This is a genomic window from Flavobacterium sp. ACN2, from assembly GCF_002303885.1.
Classification (GTDB): domain Bacteria; phylum Bacteroidota; class Bacteroidia; order Flavobacteriales; family Flavobacteriaceae; genus Flavobacterium.
In genome coordinates, this window is the sequence record NZ_MRCM01000003.1 from 80699 (window position 1) to 95806 (window position 15108).

Annotated in this window: 13 protein-coding genes; 7 read left to right on the plus strand and 6 right to left on the minus strand. The window is 33.3% G+C overall.

The genetic code is table 11. The features are described 5' to 3' along the window. Positions 1 to 23: 23 nt before the first annotated feature. Positions 24 to 707, minus strand: a complete 684-nt coding sequence (locus tag BSF41_RS04205; RefSeq protein WP_008465097.1) for a response regulator transcription factor — start codon at positions 705 to 707, stop codon at positions 24 to 26. A gap of 243 nt (positions 708 to 950) precedes the next feature. On the opposite strand from BSF41_RS04205, the gene BSF41_RS04210 reads away from it, so the two are divergent. The 4 genes from BSF41_RS04210 (at position 951) to BSF41_RS04225 (ending at position 6673) form a co-directional block, all read left to right on the plus strand. Further along, positions 951 to 3698, plus strand: a complete 2748-nt coding sequence (locus BSF41_RS04210; protein WP_095928273.1) for a TonB-dependent receptor — start codon at positions 951 to 953, stop codon at positions 3696 to 3698. A 138-nt stretch (positions 3699 to 3836) separates the two neighbouring features. Then, the gene (locus tag BSF41_RS04215; protein ID WP_095928274.1) at positions 3837 to 5024 is read left to right on the plus strand and encodes a hypothetical protein; all 1188 of its coding nucleotides are present in this window, start codon (positions 3837 to 3839) and stop codon (positions 5022 to 5024) included. A gap of 208 nt (positions 5025 to 5232) precedes the next feature. After that, on the plus strand, positions 5233 to 5571 hold the full coding sequence (locus BSF41_RS04220) for a T9SS type A sorting domain-containing protein (protein WP_095928275.1): 339 nt from the start codon (positions 5233 to 5235) through the stop codon (positions 5569 to 5571). A gap of 121 nt (positions 5572 to 5692) precedes the next feature. Further along, the gene (locus tag BSF41_RS04225; protein WP_172426850.1) at positions 5693 to 6673 is read left to right on the plus strand and encodes an acyl transferase; all 981 of its coding nucleotides are present in this window, start codon (positions 5693 to 5695) and stop codon (positions 6671 to 6673) included. A gap of 65 nt (positions 6674 to 6738) precedes the next feature. On the opposite strand, the gene BSF41_RS04230 is transcribed toward BSF41_RS04225, so the two are convergent. Both BSF41_RS04230 and tyrS read right to left on the minus strand, forming a co-directional pair. After that, positions 6739 to 7083 carry a hypothetical protein gene (locus tag BSF41_RS04230; RefSeq protein WP_095928277.1) on the minus strand — a complete coding sequence of 115 codons (345 nt, stop codon included), beginning with the start codon at positions 7081 to 7083 and terminating at the stop codon, positions 6739 to 6741. 178 nt (positions 7084 to 7261) lie between these two features. Continuing rightward, on the minus strand, positions 7262 to 8557 hold the full coding sequence (gene tyrS, locus BSF41_RS04235) for a tyrosine--tRNA ligase (protein WP_095928278.1): 1296 nt from the start codon (positions 8555 to 8557) through the stop codon (positions 7262 to 7264). A 257-nt stretch (positions 8558 to 8814) separates the two neighbouring features. On the opposite strand from tyrS, the gene BSF41_RS04240 reads away from it, so the two are divergent. The 3 genes from BSF41_RS04240 (at position 8815) to BSF41_RS04250 (ending at position 12523) form a co-directional block, all read left to right on the plus strand. Beyond that, positions 8815 to 10050: an outer membrane beta-barrel protein gene (locus tag BSF41_RS04240; RefSeq protein WP_095928279.1), complete on the plus strand. Its 1236-nt coding sequence runs from the start codon at positions 8815 to 8817 to the stop codon at positions 10048 to 10050. A 97-nt stretch (positions 10051 to 10147) separates the two neighbouring features. After that, positions 10148 to 11383, plus strand: a complete 1236-nt coding sequence (locus tag BSF41_RS04245) for an outer membrane beta-barrel protein (protein ID WP_095928280.1) — start codon at positions 10148 to 10150, stop codon at positions 11381 to 11383. Positions 11384 to 11521: 138 nt separating this feature from the next. Next, positions 11522 to 12523, plus strand: coding sequence for an NAD-dependent epimerase/dehydratase family protein (locus tag BSF41_RS04250; RefSeq protein ID WP_095928281.1), 1002 nt, complete (start codon positions 11522 to 11524; stop codon positions 12521 to 12523). On the opposite strand, the gene BSF41_RS04255 is transcribed toward BSF41_RS04250, so the two are convergent. From BSF41_RS04255 to BSF41_RS04265, 3 genes are read right to left on the minus strand one after another with little or no spacing between them, the layout of a single operon-like run. Beyond that, positions 12518 to 13009 carry a DUF4296 domain-containing protein gene (locus BSF41_RS04255; protein ID WP_095928282.1) on the minus strand — a complete coding sequence of 164 codons (492 nt, stop codon included), beginning with the start codon at positions 13007 to 13009 and terminating at the stop codon, positions 12518 to 12520. The genes BSF41_RS04250 and BSF41_RS04255 overlap by 6 nt on opposite strands. 9 nt (positions 13010 to 13018) lie before the next feature. Then, the gene (locus BSF41_RS04260) at positions 13019 to 14359 is read right to left on the minus strand and encodes a dihydroorotase (RefSeq protein ID WP_095928283.1); all 1341 of its coding nucleotides are present in this window, start codon (positions 14357 to 14359) and stop codon (positions 13019 to 13021) included. Between the two features lie 10 nt (positions 14360 to 14369). Next, on the minus strand, positions 14370 to 15095 hold the full coding sequence (locus BSF41_RS04265; RefSeq protein ID WP_095928284.1) for a polyprenol monophosphomannose synthase: 726 nt from the start codon (positions 15093 to 15095) through the stop codon (positions 14370 to 14372). Positions 15096 to 15108: the final 13 nt, after the last annotated feature.

Consider the following 15108-nt stretch of genomic DNA (forward strand, 5'->3'; position numbering starts at 1 on the left):
TTAGAACCTTAGCATCTTAAAATCTAAACCTCAAATTTATAACCAACACCTTTTATGGTTTTAAAAAGGTCTTCGCCTATTTTTTCGCGCAGTTTTCTGATGTGAACATCGATTGTTCTACCTCCAACCACAACTTCATTACCCCAAACTTTATCCAGAATTTCGTCTCTTTTAAAAACTTTCCCTGGTTTTGAAGCTAATAGATAAAATAATTCGAATTCTTTTCTTGGCAAAGCAATTTCTACATTGCCTTTTATGATTTTGTATTCTTCACGATTAATCTCGATTCCGCCTACATTTAAAGTATCTGTAACAACTTCTTGTTCTTTTAACCTTCTTAACAGCGCCTTTACTTTTGAGACCAATAATTTTGGTTTAATTGGCTTAGTAATATAGTCATCGGCACCTGCATCAAAACCAGCTACTTGAGAATAATCTTCGCTTCTTGCTGTAAGAAATGTTATGATAACATTATTTAATTCAGGAATTTTTCTAATATGCTCGCAAGCCTCCATTCCGTCCATTTCTGCCATCATCACGTCCATAATGATTAATTCTGGCAGCTCTTTCTGTGCTTTTGCTATAGCATCTTTTCCATTAGAAGCTGTAACAATCTGATAGCCTTCCTGAGCAAGGTTATAGCCAACGATTTCTAAGATATCTGGTTCGTCGTCAACTAATAAAATCTTAGTTTGTGTTTTTTTCATAAATAGCAAAAATTGAGATTTTTATATCGAAACTTCTTCATTAAACATTCGATATTTCTTATTTCACAGGGTAAATATACTAACAAAAGAACCTTTAAAAAATGGTGTTAACCGTAATTTAATCTCGTAACAATTTGATAATCTTAACAACACAAAAACATAACAAGTCGGTAACATGGACTTCACAGAGCGGTTCTTTCTTTGCACAAAAATAATAAGACACAAACACAACACTGAAAAAAAATGAAATTCAATTTAAGATTTCTCTTTATTGCATTATTTATCTGTACGATTTCGATCGCGCAAAACAAAGGTACGATTTCTGGAGTTCTGACTGACAAAGATATGAACAACGCATCGTTACCATTTGCTAATGTTTTAGTTAAAGGTACAAATATTAGCGTAAATACGGACGTAGATGGAAAATATTCCTTAAGCGTAAATCCTGGAAATTATACTTTAATTTTTAGTTTTTTAGGATATGAATCTGTAGAAGCTCCTGTAGCTGTAAAAGCAAACGAAACTGTAACGGTTAATCAAGGGCTTTCAGCAGGAAGTTATACTCTTAAAGATGTAGTCGTTCAAGCAAGTGCAGTAAGCAAACAAAAAGAAACTGCATTACTTTTGGAACAAAAAAATGCTGTAGATATTAAACAAACTATTGGCGCGCAGGAACTTTCTAGAAAAGGTGTGGGCGATGTAGCTGCAGCTGTTGCAAAAACATCTGGAGTTTCTAAACAAGAAGGAAGCAACAGCGTTTACGTAAGAGGATTGGGTGACCGTTACAACTCGACTTCGATGAACGGATTACCAATTCCATCCAATGATCCACAAAGAAAAAACATTGCTCTAGATCTTTTCTCAACTGACATTGTTGAGTACATTTCAATTGACAAATCATACGGCGCAAAAATGTATGGAGATTTTGCTGGAGGAAATGTAGATATAGTATCTAAAGATTACCGCGGAAAAGGAATGTTCGAAATCTCATTAGGATCAAAAGTTAACACTAATGCAGTATCAAATTCTAGCAATTTCTTATTACAACAAGGCCCAAACAAATCTGGTTTTGTTTCTTACGGAGTTCCAAACAATCCTTTAACCAGTTTTAGTTTTGAAAACAGTTTAAATCCTAAAAAAGAATCTCCTTTTGGCGGAAACTTCAATCTAAAAGCAGGTAAAACTTTCAACATTGGTGAAGAAGGAAAATTAAGCCTTTTTGCTACTGCAGGTTTTGGAAATGGTTACGAGTATAGAGAAGGGCTTAGCCAAAGTGTAAATGCTCAGGGTGCTTCATTAAAATCTTTCCAACAAGAAAAATTTACGTACAACACCAATACTACTGGAATGTTCAATGCTAACTACCGTTTGAACAAAAACCATAAAATTGGATACAACTTCTTGTATGTTAACTCATCTGAGCAAACTAGAGATACTTATTTTGGAAGTGATCGTGATTTTGACAATGCTGATGCAAGTCTTTTAGTTCAAAGAGGTACGTTTACACAAAACACTGTAATGATCAATCAGCTTTTAGGAAATGACAAAATAACTGATAAAATTGATTTGGATTGGGGTGTTTCATACAATACCGTGAAAGGTAATATGCCAGATAGAACCCAAAACAAAATGTTCTACAATCCAACAACTGACATTTATACACTTGCTCAAAGAACCACTACCGATAACCAAAGATATTTCCAAGATCTTACAGAAAATGAAGCAGCCGCCAATCTTGCCTTCTCATACAAGTTACAAGATCAAGATGGGGCTTCTAAAGGAAAAATCACTGCAGGTTATAACGGAAGATTTAAAAAACGTGATTTTGAAGCTATTCAATTCAACTTCAACATTAGCCAAACTGGTCAAAACACAAGTGTAGATCCAAACAATTTAGATGCTTTTTTTAACCAAGCAAATTACGAAAGTGGTTTATTCTCAACTGCATCTTTTGCAGGAATGGCTCCTCAAACTTATGATGGAAAACAAGATATACACGCAGGTTTTGGTAATTTCGAATATAAATTCACTGACAAATTAAGCTCTGTTATTGGCGTAAGATACGAAAGAATCTCTCAAACAGTTAACTGGAGAACACAGCTTGATGCAGGTGGAGGAACAAATACTTTTGAAAGAAATGAATTTTTACCAAGTGCTGTTTTAAAATATGAATTAAACGAAAAACAAAATCTTCGTTTAGCGGCTAGTAAAACATACACATTGCCACAGTTTAAAGAACGTGCTTTGTTTATCTATGAAGATGTAATGGAATCTGTAATTGGTAATCCAAGCTTATATCCTTCACAAAACTACAATCTTGATTTAAAATGGGAGATGTTCCCAAAAAGCGATGAGTTATTATCTGTTACTGCTTTTGGAAAATATATCATGGACCCAATCAACCAAATCATTATTGCTTCTTCTACAAATGATATTTCTTTTGTTAATATTGGAGATACAGGTTACGCATATGGAGTTGAGTTAGAAGCAAGAAAGAATATTTTTGAAATTGAAGGAGAATACACTAACAAACTTTCTGTTGGATTTAATGCTTCTTTAATGAAAACACATCAAGACATTGATGCGGAAAAAGTTAGAAATGAAACAGACGGAAGATTAAACATCAACACTACAGATAGTAGTTCAGGATTTACAGGAGCTTCAGATTTGATTTTAAATGCTGATTTATCGTATACTAAAAACTTCAAAAACGACTCTGGAATTATGGCAACTCTTGCTTACAACCATTATTCTGATAAGCTTTACGCAATTGGAAACGAAGGAAAAGGAAATTTAGTTGACAAAGCAATGGGATCTTTAGACCTTATTTTAAAAACAAAATTGACTAAAAGCTTTGGAATTGATTTTGGAGCAAGAAACTTATTGAATCCAGAATTCAAAAGAGTTCAAGAAAATGCAGGTGGAGACGTATTGGTTTTCAACTACAAAAAAGGTCTGACATTCGGATTGGGAATGAACTACCAATTCTAAGAAACATACTGGAAATATTGAGTTATCAATTCCTTAACGTTAGAATAAAAAACACATAACAAATAGATGACAACGGCTTAACGTTGATTAAAGCTTAAGTTCTAATCTTTGCATAAACACAAACTAATTAAAAAAGTAATGAAAAAAACAATTTCAACAATTTTCGGTTTAGCTGCATTATCGCTTGCAACACTTACAACTTCTTGCTCAAGTGATGACAACAAAAACGAGGGACCAAAATCTGATTTCGTAGTAGTTAGAGATAACTTACAAGGAGAAATCAACAGCGGAGAGGTAGTATTAGAATCTGGAACTTATAAACTAACAGGGAAATTAGTAGTTAAAAACACTGCTAAACTTACAATCAAACCTGGAGTTATCATTGAAGCAACTGCAGTAGCAGCTGACCAATTACAAGCAGTAAGATATATTGCTGTAGCACAAGGAGGACAAATCGACGTTCAAGGAACTGCTGCTAGTCCAGTTATTATGACTTCAGAAACTAAAAAACCAGCTGCTTGGGGTGGTTTAGTAATCTGTGGAAAAGCACCTATCAACAAAGGAACTACTGCTAGTGCTGAAGTTTCTGAGTTAACTTACGGTGGAACTGTAGCTAACGACAACTCTGGATCAATTAAATATTTAAGAATTGAGTACCCAGGTTTCTCTTACAGCAGTGACAAAGAATTCAACGGACTTTCTTTATTTGGAGTTGGAAACGGAACTGTTATTGATTATGTACAAATTTACGAAAGCTCTGACGACGGATTCGAGTGGTTTGGTGGAACTGTAAATGCATCTCACTTAGTAGTTTCTAATAAAGACAATACAGCTGTAGGTGATGATTTATTTGACTGGACTGAAGGATGGAGTGGAACAGGAGAAAACTTCTACGGAATCAGAACTAACGCTGGTAACAGAGGTATCGAAGCTGATAACAACTCTAACAACCACTTAGCTACACCAATTTCTTTCCCAACTATCAAAAACCTTACTTTAATTGGTTTCGGATCTACTGACACAAGTGCAGAGTCTCAAGCTTTCAAATTAAGAGTTGGTACAAAAGGTAAATTTGATAACGTTGTATTAAAAGGTTGGAAAACTGGATTTGACGTAGAACATGACGAAACTATCTCATATGTTGGAGCTGACTTATTAGCTACTAACGTTAAATTTGAAGACGTTCCTACTAAATCAAAAGGTACAACTACAGGAAAACTTACTGCTGATGTATCTAAAGTTTACACAGAATCTACAACTGCAACTGGAGCAGGAAACGGATCAGGAGTTCCAACTTGGGCTGCTGGATGGACAAAAGGTCTATAATAAGAAAACAAAAAATAGTAAAAACACTCTAATTTTATTAGGGTGTTTTTTTTTGCTTTTTAGTAATGTAGATCGCCTCTAAAGTAATGTAATCTCTTAATCGCTTCGAAAACATAATGTTAAAAACATCCTAATTCTTTAGGATGTTTTTTTTTGGCGTACTTTTTGTATTTTTTTTTTGTATATTTACATTAATCAAATACACGCGATGGCAAAAAACTACTTTTATATTACTTTCTTATTGGCATTTTTCTTCACTGTAAGCGTTTCGGCTCAGGACAGCAAGCAATTACCAAAAACTCAAGAATCTACTTCTATCGAGGGTCTTAGCTTGTATCCTAATCCCGTTACAAACGGAAAAGTCTATATCTCATCTAAAAACGATTTAGAGAAAGAAATTATTGTGTTTGACATCTTAGGCAAAAAAGTATTGCAAGCTCATTTAGTATCAAGAGAGCTAAGTGTTGCAGAATTACCGCCAGGTGTTTATATCATCAAAATAAGCGAACAAAACGCATCGGCAACCCGAAAACTAATTATAAGATAAAAGCTCCTTTGGAGCTTTTTTTAGTTTTCAGTAGCAGTTTTCAGTTTACATACTTTGCTGAAAACTGTGACTGAATACTGCAACTGAACACTAAAAAACAATATCTTTGCAAAAAAAAGTTTTGATCACAGCCAACGATATCTTTACCATTTCAAGTCAGAAACAATTTGAAAAAATAGCATTAAAAGTGTTTCGTTTTCAGCACGAGAACAACAAAGTTTATGGTGATTTTTGTGATTTTTTAAATGTTAATCCGCAACAAGTAAAATCACTGCAGCAAATTCCTTTTTTACCCATTCAGTTTTTCAAAAGTCATGATGTAGTTTCTAATACAGATCCGACACAAGTAACTTTTACCAGCAGTGGAACAACTGGAATGATTACAAGCAGACATTTAGTGACCGATATTTCCCTATATGAGGAAAGTTACCGCAAAGGATTTTCGCAATTTTACGGCAATATCGAAGATTACGTTGTTTTAGCTCTTTTGCCATCTTATTTAGAACGTGAAGGCTCTTCTTTAATTTACATGGTAGAAGATTTAATAAAACTCTCTAATCAGCCTGAAAGTGGGTTTTATTTACACAACCACAACGACTTAATCAAAAAACTTCTTGAATTGGACGAAGCGGGTCAAAATGTAATTCTAATTGGGGTAACTTACGCTTTATTAGATTTGATCGAAAAACACCAATTCAACCTTCAAAATACCATTATTATGGAAACTGGAGGAATGAAAGGAAAACGTAAAGAAATGATTCGTGAAGAATTACATGAAATACTTTGTAAAGGCTTCGGAGTTTCTTCTATTCATTCAGAATACGGAATGACCGAGCTTTTAGCGCAAGCCTATTCTTTAGGCGAAGGTGTCTTTGAATGCCCTCCTTGGATGCATATTTTGGTTCGAGATCCCGAAGATGCCCTCACTTACGTGAAAGACGGAAAAACTGGTGGAATCAATGTAATTGATTTAGCCAACATCAATTCCTGTTCTTTTATTGCCACGCAGGATTTAGGCAAAAAAAATCCCAACAACTCTTTTGAAGTATTGGGACGTTTTGATAATTCTGATATTCGCGGCTGTAATTTGATGGTTTTGTAAAAAAAGTCTAATCGTTGACTTATTTAATCGCAAAAAAAATCGATTAAACAGTTAAACAAAAAAAATTAATTCTCCTCTATTACACCGATACTTTCAATCCCTTCTCTTTTTTGAAGCGCTTTTTCTTTTTCACCTTTACTTTCTAAAAGCTTATAAACTCCATAGCAAGCCAAAGCGCCAAAAAGCACAAAAAGTATATTCCATCCTGGATTACTAAAGCTGTCATCGTTTACATTTTCAACGCCGCTGATAAGAACGGATAAAAGTCCAACAACAAACCCAGAAACGAGAGTGCCTCCGTAATAAGACGCTATTCCAATTCCAAAATACCCCCATTTGTTCTTATCATATTCAAGAGCCAAATTGGTATATCCTTTCCAAATCCAATAAATAAGTAAAATTCCAATCATAATCGTTTTGTTAGTTTTTAGGGAATAAACTTAATAAAAAAAGCTTTACATTTTCATTGTCAACGAATTAAAATAAAAAATCCCAACATTCTTTCTGAACATTGGGATTTATATATTTAATTCACAAGATTCTTACAGATTGATTAAAACAATTAACCAATTAAAGAGTTAAACGTTTTTAAACAACGCGAATTACAAAATAATTTTTCTTTCCGCTTTGCAACAACACAAATTGATCGTTAATTAAATCATTTGCCGTTAAGACAAAATCTTCTTTTATTTTTTCTCTATTTACAGAAATTGAGTTTGCTGTCAAAGCACGTCTCGCTTCTCCATTTGATTTAAAGAAACCCGTTTTTTCGTTTAAAACCGTGATGATATCCAATCCGTTTTCTAAATCCGTTTTCGTGATTTCAGCTTGCGGAACTCCGTCAAAAACTTCTAAAAAAGTCGCTTCATCCAATTTCTTCAAATCTTCTGCAGTTGAATTTCCAAACAAAATATTCGAAGCCTGAATTGCTTTTTCCAACTCTTCTCTATTATGAACAAAAACAGTAATTTCTTCTGCCAATTTCTTTTGTAAAACTCTCAAATGAGGAGCCGCTTTGTGCTCTTCGATTAATCCATCGATAGTTTCTTTATCTAAGAAAGTAAAGATTTTAATGTATTTCTCTGCATCAACATCTGTTGTGTTTACCCAAAATTGGTAGAATTTGTATACAGAAGTTTTATCAGCATCCAACCAAACATTTCCTCCTTCAGATTTTCCAAATTTAGATCCGTCTGCTTTTGTAATTAGAGGCGTTGTTAAAGCATAAGCTTTAGCATTCTCTCCTCCCATTCTACGCACTAATTCTGTTCCTGTGGTAATATTACCCCATTGGTCAGAACCACCCATTTGCAGAATGCAATTATTGTTTTTATATAAATGATAAAAATCGTAACCTTGAATTAATTGGTATGTAAACTCTGTAAAAGACATTCCCTCACCTTCTCCGCTAAATCTCTTTTTTACAGAATCTTTAGCCATCATATAATTTACAGTTATTCTTTTTCCAACTTCACGTGCAAAATCAATAAAAGAGAATTCTTTCATCCAATCGTAGTTATTCACCATTACTGGCGCATTTGCTTCGGTTGAATTAAAATCCAAGAAACGAGACAAAACACTTTTGATTCCAGCTACATTTTTAGCCAAAGCTACTTCATCAAGCAAGTTTCTTTCATCAGATTTACCAGAAGGATCTCCAATCATTCCTGTTGCTCCACCCACTAAAGCAATCGGTCTGTGACCAAAATTCTTTAAGTGAACCAATAAAATAATCTGAACCATACTTCCGATGTGCAGTGAATCTGCCGTTGGATCAAAACCGATATAGGCAGTGGTTGCTTCTTTTAGCAATTGTTCTTCCGTTCCAGGCATACTATCATGGTACAACCCGCGCCATTTTAATTCTTCAACTAGATTCTTCATTTTTTTAAATAATTTGCGCAAATGTAATCAATGTCAATGGCAATATCAAAAAAGTCTGCCACGAAGACACTAAGGCACAAAGTTTTTTATTTCTATAAAATTTAATCATTTAAGCAAAGTGTATATTAAATGCATTTATTTGGATACTTTGTTTTCTAAAAAGAAGACCGGAGTGTATTAAATAAAATCCGTTTACGTAAACACGTAAAGAAGTATTTTGTTTTTTCTTTAGTTTCGCTTCCCAAAAAACTACCAAAATGAGAAAAACCTTTTTAATCCTTCTTTTTCTTTGTTGCACTTTTATCAATGCACAGATTTCTTTTGAAAAAGGATACTTTATTTCCAATGACGGAAAAAAAACGGAATGTCTAATAAAAAATTTAGACTGGAAAAACAATCCAACTGATTTCAAATATAAATTCCCAATTGATGGTGATGATTCCAAAACAGAGACCATTGCAAATGTTCAAGAATTTGGAATCGATAATACTGTAACTTTCAAAAGAGCAAAAGTAAAAATGGATCGTTCCAGCGATGATTTAGGTAAACTATCAGAAACTGGACAACCCGTATGGGAAGAAAACAACCTCTTTCTTCGGTTGTTAGTTCAAGGAGAAGCAACACTTTATTCATTTAGAGAAGGAAATCTTATCCGATATTTTTATGAAACAAAAAGCACTCCATTAGAACAGCTTGTACACTTAAGATATATCTTAACAAAAGATGGTAAATCAACAGGAGATTTAAAAGAAAACAATTACTACAAACAACAATTAAATAACAATGTAAGATCAGCAAATACAACTGACAGCGATATTGAAAATATAAAATATAAAAAATCTGACCTTACAAGATACTTCCTAAAATACAATAATACCGACAACAAAACAAAAAACGGTGTACTATCAAAAACAAGTGAGGATCATTTTCTTTTAAAAATAACACCTGGAATTAGCTTTATCTCAGGGTCTATGAATGATGGAGACACGCCTTTAAAAGATGTAAATTTAGACAGCAAGAGTAGTTTCAAGATAGGTTTGGAAGCAGAATATCTCCTGCCTTATAATAAAAACAAATGGAGCCTATTTTTGAACCCAGTTTACCAAAATTATCAAACCAGCAAACAATATAGCCGACCAGGTCCTTTTACAGGATCTCCTGCAACAACTCGAAATATAGACGTTAAATACACTAGTATACAAGTGCCTATAGGATTACGCTATTATTTCCTAATCAATAGTAATTCAAAAGTTTTTATAAATGCTGCTTATTCTTTTGATATAAATGGCAAAGCAAGTTTATCTTTTGATAAAAATGTAGAACTTGAAAGCAAATCAGGATCCAATTTTGCTTTTGGAGCAGGTTATAACTTTAAAAATAAATTTAGTGCTGAAATTAGAACAAACACTAAAAAACAATTATTAGGCGATTTCAATACTATTTCTCTTGAGTATAAAGCAATTGATTTGGTTTTTGCTTATTCTATTTTCTAATACACATCCGGAACATGTTAAATAAATCAATTTACGGAAACCCGTAAAGAAGTATTTTGTTTTTTCTTTAGTTTCGCCTCCCAAAAAAACTACAATAATGAAAAAAACTTTTTTACTTATTCTTTTTCTTTGTTGCACTTTCATCAATGCACAGGTTACTTTTGAAAAAGGATACTTTATTTCCAACAATGGAAATCGAACAGAATGTTTAATCCGAAACTTAGACTGGAAAGACAACCCAACCGATTTTAGATACAAAATAGATCCAAATGACAAGGACTATGTAACCGAAACTATTGCAAACGTTTCTGAATTTGGAATTGGAAACAGTATTGCCTTCAAAAGAGCAAAAGTAAAGATAGATCGTTCAACTGATGACTTATCTAAAATATCACAAACAGGAAAACCAGTTTGGGAAGAAAGCACACTTTTTCTTCGCGTTTTAGTTACGGGCGAAGCGTCATTGTATTCTTATAGAGAAGCCAATCTTTTCAGATACTTTTATGAAACAAAAGAAGTGCCTCTTGAACAGCTTGTGTACCTTAGATACATTGAAACACAAAATGAAAACGCTAGCAAAAATATTAAGGAGAACACTTATTATAAGCAACAGTTAAATCTAAATGTAAGATCGTCAAACATTACTGAGAACGATATTAAAAACTTGTCTTACACAAAATCTGATTTGACGAAATATTTTATAAAATTCAACAATATTTCTCCTGCTACGGAAACTAAGAAAACATCGGCTGATGGAGAGAAAAACATTTTCCATATTAAAATTACTCCTGGAATAAGCTTAATTTCTTTATCCATGGACAGCAAAAGTCTTCCGTACCGCAATATAAAATTAGACAATAAAACCAATTTTAAAATCGGTCTTGAAGCAGAATATATTCTTCCATTCAACAAAAATAAATGGAGCGTATTTTTAAATCCGACATACCAGAAGTACAAAAATGAAAAAAGCTATAGCATTCCCGGTCTTTTCCCTACATCTCCTTTAGAGGAACATGAAGTAGATGTAGAATACAGCGGAATACAGATTCCGATGGGAATTCGTCACTACCTTTTCTTGAACAAAAGTTCAAAATTCTTTATCAACGCAGGATTTACTTTCGATGCGGGCAAAAGCAAAGTTGTCTATGATAAAGATAGAGTTAGCGAAAGTACAGCGGGATCTAATCTAGCCTTTGGTTTTGGATATAACTTTAAAGATAAATTTGGTGTGGAAGCAAGATTAAATACCAAAAAAAATCTAATGAACGAGTATAGCGATCTTGCTGCAAACTATGGCTCTGTTGACTTTATCTTTTCATACACGATTTTTTAAGCCAATTTTTTTCACGACTTAATAATTAAACAGTTTACAGAAATTAATGATTTCTATAAACTGTTTTTTTTATCTAATTTTATTAACAACTCCCTTTGTAACCAAACCTCATTTATACAAAAGTACTATCTTTACAACATGATATTAGTAACTGGAGGAACTGGTTTAGTAGGCGCACATTTATTGCTTCATTTAATTGAAAATGGAGAAAATGTTCGGGCAATTTACAGAACCCAAAACAACATTCAGAAAACAAAATCGGTTTTTGATTTTTATAAAAAAGCAGATTTGTTTGAAAAAATCAATTGGCTTGAAGCTGATATTCTAGACATACCTTCCCTTGAAACTGCTTTTATCGATATTAGACAAGTATATCACTGCGCAGCATTTATTTCGTTTGAACCCAAAGACGAAGAAATCCTTAGAAAAACCAATATCGAAGGAACTGCCAATATGGTTAATTTTGCCATTGCCAAAGAAGTAGAAAAATTTTGCTACATCAGTTCGATTGCCGCTTTAGGCGATATTGCTCCTCACGAAACACACATTACCGAAGAAACAGATTGGAATCCTGAAAAACCGCACAGCGATTACGCCATTTCTAAATATGGTGCCGAAATGGAAGTTTGGCGAGGGCATCAAGAAGGCTTAAATGTTATTATTGTAAATCCAGGAGTTATTTTAGGACCGCCAAAAATGATGGATATTTTTGATGAAGGCAGTAGTGAAATTTATCGAAAAGTTTCAAAAGGACTTCCATTCTACACACTTGGAAGCACTGGTTTTATCTCGGTTGACGATGTTGCAAAAATAAGTTTTGAATTGATGAAAAGCGAAATAAAAAACGAACGTTTCACGCTCATCTCAGACAATATTGTTTTTAAAGATCTTTTAGACACCGTTTCTGATGCTTTAAAAGTAAAAAGACCACACATTCATGCAAAGCCTTTTCTAATGAATTTCTTGTGGATTACTGATGGGCTATTTTCTGCTTTATTCTTTAGAAAAAGAAGCATTACAAAAGCAACAGCAAAAGCTTCATACTCAAAAAATCTGTATAGCAATGAAAAAATAAAAACCGCTCTAGGAACGGTTTTTACTAATATTCATCAATATATTAAAGACAGCTCTAAACTATAGTCGTTTTTTTCTTCTGTCTTGCATTTGCATGTGAGCTCTTTTTATAGAATCGATATTAACCTTAGGATTTACTTTCTTCACCGAATCTATTGAAACTTCTTGAGCTTTCTTTTTAATTTCCTTAGCTGCTTTTTTCTCATCAATTTTAGCTAAAGAATCTGCCGCTCGCTGGTTTACAGAAATCCTTTTGTTCACTTGATCAAACATGTCTTTATAATTCTCATAATCTGAAGCATAATACATGTTGTTTTGAGCAAATTGAAGACTATCTACTTTGTATTTTTTCAAAATAAATTTCGTCGGATCATTTTCTATAGAATCTAAAGACAATGGTTTCTGATATCTCATTGCTTCCAAAAGAGATAAATCATACATAATATCAATCATTTTATCTTTCTCAATAAGCTTTGCAGGCTGTTTTACAACATCCTTTTTACAGCTTATAGAAAGAAATATAACCAATATTATTACTATAAAATTCTTCATAGTTGCTTTTTATCTGTCAAACAATAATCTTTTACCTGCTTTGGTATCTTTTACTTTAAAGTTATTATAAACCAATTCACCGTTTACAAAAGTATGTGTGATTCTAGATTTAAAAGTAAAACCTTCAAATGGAGACCATCCGCATTTGTATAAAATGTTTTCTGGTTTCACGCTCCAAGGCAAACTTGGATTTACGATTACCAAATCGGCGTGGTATCCTTCTTTAATAAAACCTCTTTTTTCAATTTTAAAAATCTTAGCTGGATTGTGGCACATTTTCTCCACAATTTTCTCCACGCTAATTTTTCCTTGATGATGTGCTTCAAACATTGCTACAACTGCATGCTGAACAAGCGGTCCCCCAGAAGGCGCATTCAAATAAGACTGCTGTTTTTCTTTTTTTGTATGAGGAGCGTGATCTGTCGCAATTACATCAATTCTTCCGTCGTTTAAGGCTTTCCAAAGTTCTGCACGATCTTCGGCAGTTTTAACCGCAGGATTCCATTTAATGAAATTTCCTTTTGTTTTATAGTCTTCGTCAGTAAACCAAAGATGGTGCACACAAACCTCAGCGGTAATTTTTTTATCTTCTAATGGAATTTTATTAGTAAACAATTCCATTTCTTTCGCAGTTGATAGATGGAAAATATGCAATCTTGCTCCAGTTCTTTTAGCCAAAGCTACTGCTTTTGAAGAAGAAATGTAACAGGCCTCTGCACTTCTAATTAAATTATGTGCCGTAACTGGAACATCGTCTCCATATTGCTCTTTAAAAGCAGCAAGATTATTTTTAATCGTAGTCTCGTCCTCACAATGAACTGCAATTAACATTGGAGTGCTTGAAAAAATCTTTTCTAAAACAGCTTCATTATCCACCAACATATTCCCTGTAGATGAACCTAAGAAAATTTTAATCCCAGCAACATTTTTTGGATTTGTTTTTAAAACTTCTTCCAAGTTATCATTTGTTGCTCCCATCATAAACGAGTAATTCGCAAATGATTTTTGAGAAGCAATTTGGTATTTATCTTCTAAAATTTCCTGAGTAACCGCATTCGGAACTGTATTAGGCTGTTCGATAAAAGAAGTAATTCCTCCCGCAACAGCAGCACGAGATTCCGATTCGATATCTCCTTTATGTGTTAAACCTGGTTCTCTAAAATGCACTTGATCGTCTATCGCGCCAGGCATTAAATAATTTCCTTCAGCATCGATTACAATACAATCTGAAGTTTTTAATGAAATGCTGTCTGCAATTTCAACAATCAGATCATTTTCAATTAAAACATCACCTTCAACAATTGTCCCTTCGTTTACAATTTTGGCATTCTTTATTAAAATCCTGTTCATTTTGGTTGGTTTATAATGAATTGACTAATTTTCTTATTCTAAGTGAAATTACTCCAAGTATCGCTTCTTTAATAATGGCATTGCTCATTTTAGAAACTCCTTTTGTTCGGTCTGTAAAAATAATTGGGACTTCGGTAATTTGAAATTTAGCACAATAAGTTCTGTACTTCATCTCGATTTGAAACGCATATCCGACAAATTTTATTTTGTTAAGATTAATTTTTTCCAAAACTTCTCTTTTATAACAAACAAAACCTGCAGTAGCATCATGAATTTTCATTCCGGTGATAAATTTCACATAAACAGATGCAAAGTAAGACATCAAAACTCGGCTAAGAGGCCAGTTTACCACATTTACACCCGTTACATAACGAGATCCAATTGCAAGATCTGCTCCGCCAAAATGACAAGCATCATATAATTTTTCTAAATCATTTGGGTTATGCGAAAAATCGGCATCCATCTCAAAAATAAATTGATAATCGCGCTCCAAAGCCCATTTAAAGCCATGAACATACGCAGTTCCTAATCCAGACTTTTTTGTTCTTTGTTCTAAAAAAAGTTTTCCTGGAAATTCTTCCTGTAAAGCGATCACTTTTTTAGCAGTATGATCTGGAGAATTATCATCAATAATCAGCAGATGAAAAGATTTATGCTGCGAAAGTACAGCTCTTACTATACTTTCTATGTTTTCAATTTCGTTATAAGTGGGAATTATGACAATACTATCATTCATTTTTTTCTCGGTA

Bases quoted from the DNA above. Each gene is read 5' to 3' on its own strand.
- BSF41_RS04205 (WP_008465097.1), bottom strand. From the start codon at position 707: ATGAAAAAAACACAAACTAAGATTTTATTAGTTGACGACGAACCAGAT.
- BSF41_RS04210 (WP_095928273.1), top strand. From the start codon at position 951: ATGAAATTCAATTTAAGATTTCTCTTTATTGCATTATTTATCTGTACG.
- BSF41_RS04215 (WP_095928274.1), top strand. From the start codon at position 3,837: ATGAAAAAAACAATTTCAACAATTTTCGGTTTAGCTGCATTATCGCTT.
- BSF41_RS04220 (WP_095928275.1), top strand. From the start codon at position 5,233: ATGGCAAAAAACTACTTTTATATTACTTTCTTATTGGCATTTTTCTTC.
- BSF41_RS04230 (WP_095928277.1), bottom strand. From the start codon at position 7,083: ATGATTGGAATTTTACTTATTTATTGGATTTGGAAAGGATATACCAAT.
- tyrS (WP_095928278.1), bottom strand. From the start codon at position 8,557: ATGAAGAATCTAGTTGAAGAATTAAAATGGCGCGGGTTGTACCATGAT.
- BSF41_RS04240 (WP_095928279.1), top strand. From the start codon at position 8,815: ATGAGAAAAACCTTTTTAATCCTTCTTTTTCTTTGTTGCACTTTTATC.
- BSF41_RS04245 (WP_095928280.1), top strand. From the start codon at position 10,148: ATGAAAAAAACTTTTTTACTTATTCTTTTTCTTTGTTGCACTTTCATC.
- BSF41_RS04250 (WP_095928281.1), top strand. From the start codon at position 11,522: ATGATATTAGTAACTGGAGGAACTGGTTTAGTAGGCGCACATTTATTG.
- BSF41_RS04255 (WP_095928282.1), bottom strand. From the start codon at position 13,009: ATGAAGAATTTTATAGTAATAATATTGGTTATATTTCTTTCTATAAGC.
- BSF41_RS04260 (WP_095928283.1), bottom strand. From the start codon at position 14,359: ATGAACAGGATTTTAATAAAGAATGCCAAAATTGTAAACGAAGGGACA.
- BSF41_RS04265 (WP_095928284.1), bottom strand. From the start codon at position 15,095: ATGAATGATAGTATTGTCATAATTCCCACTTATAACGAAATTGAAAAC.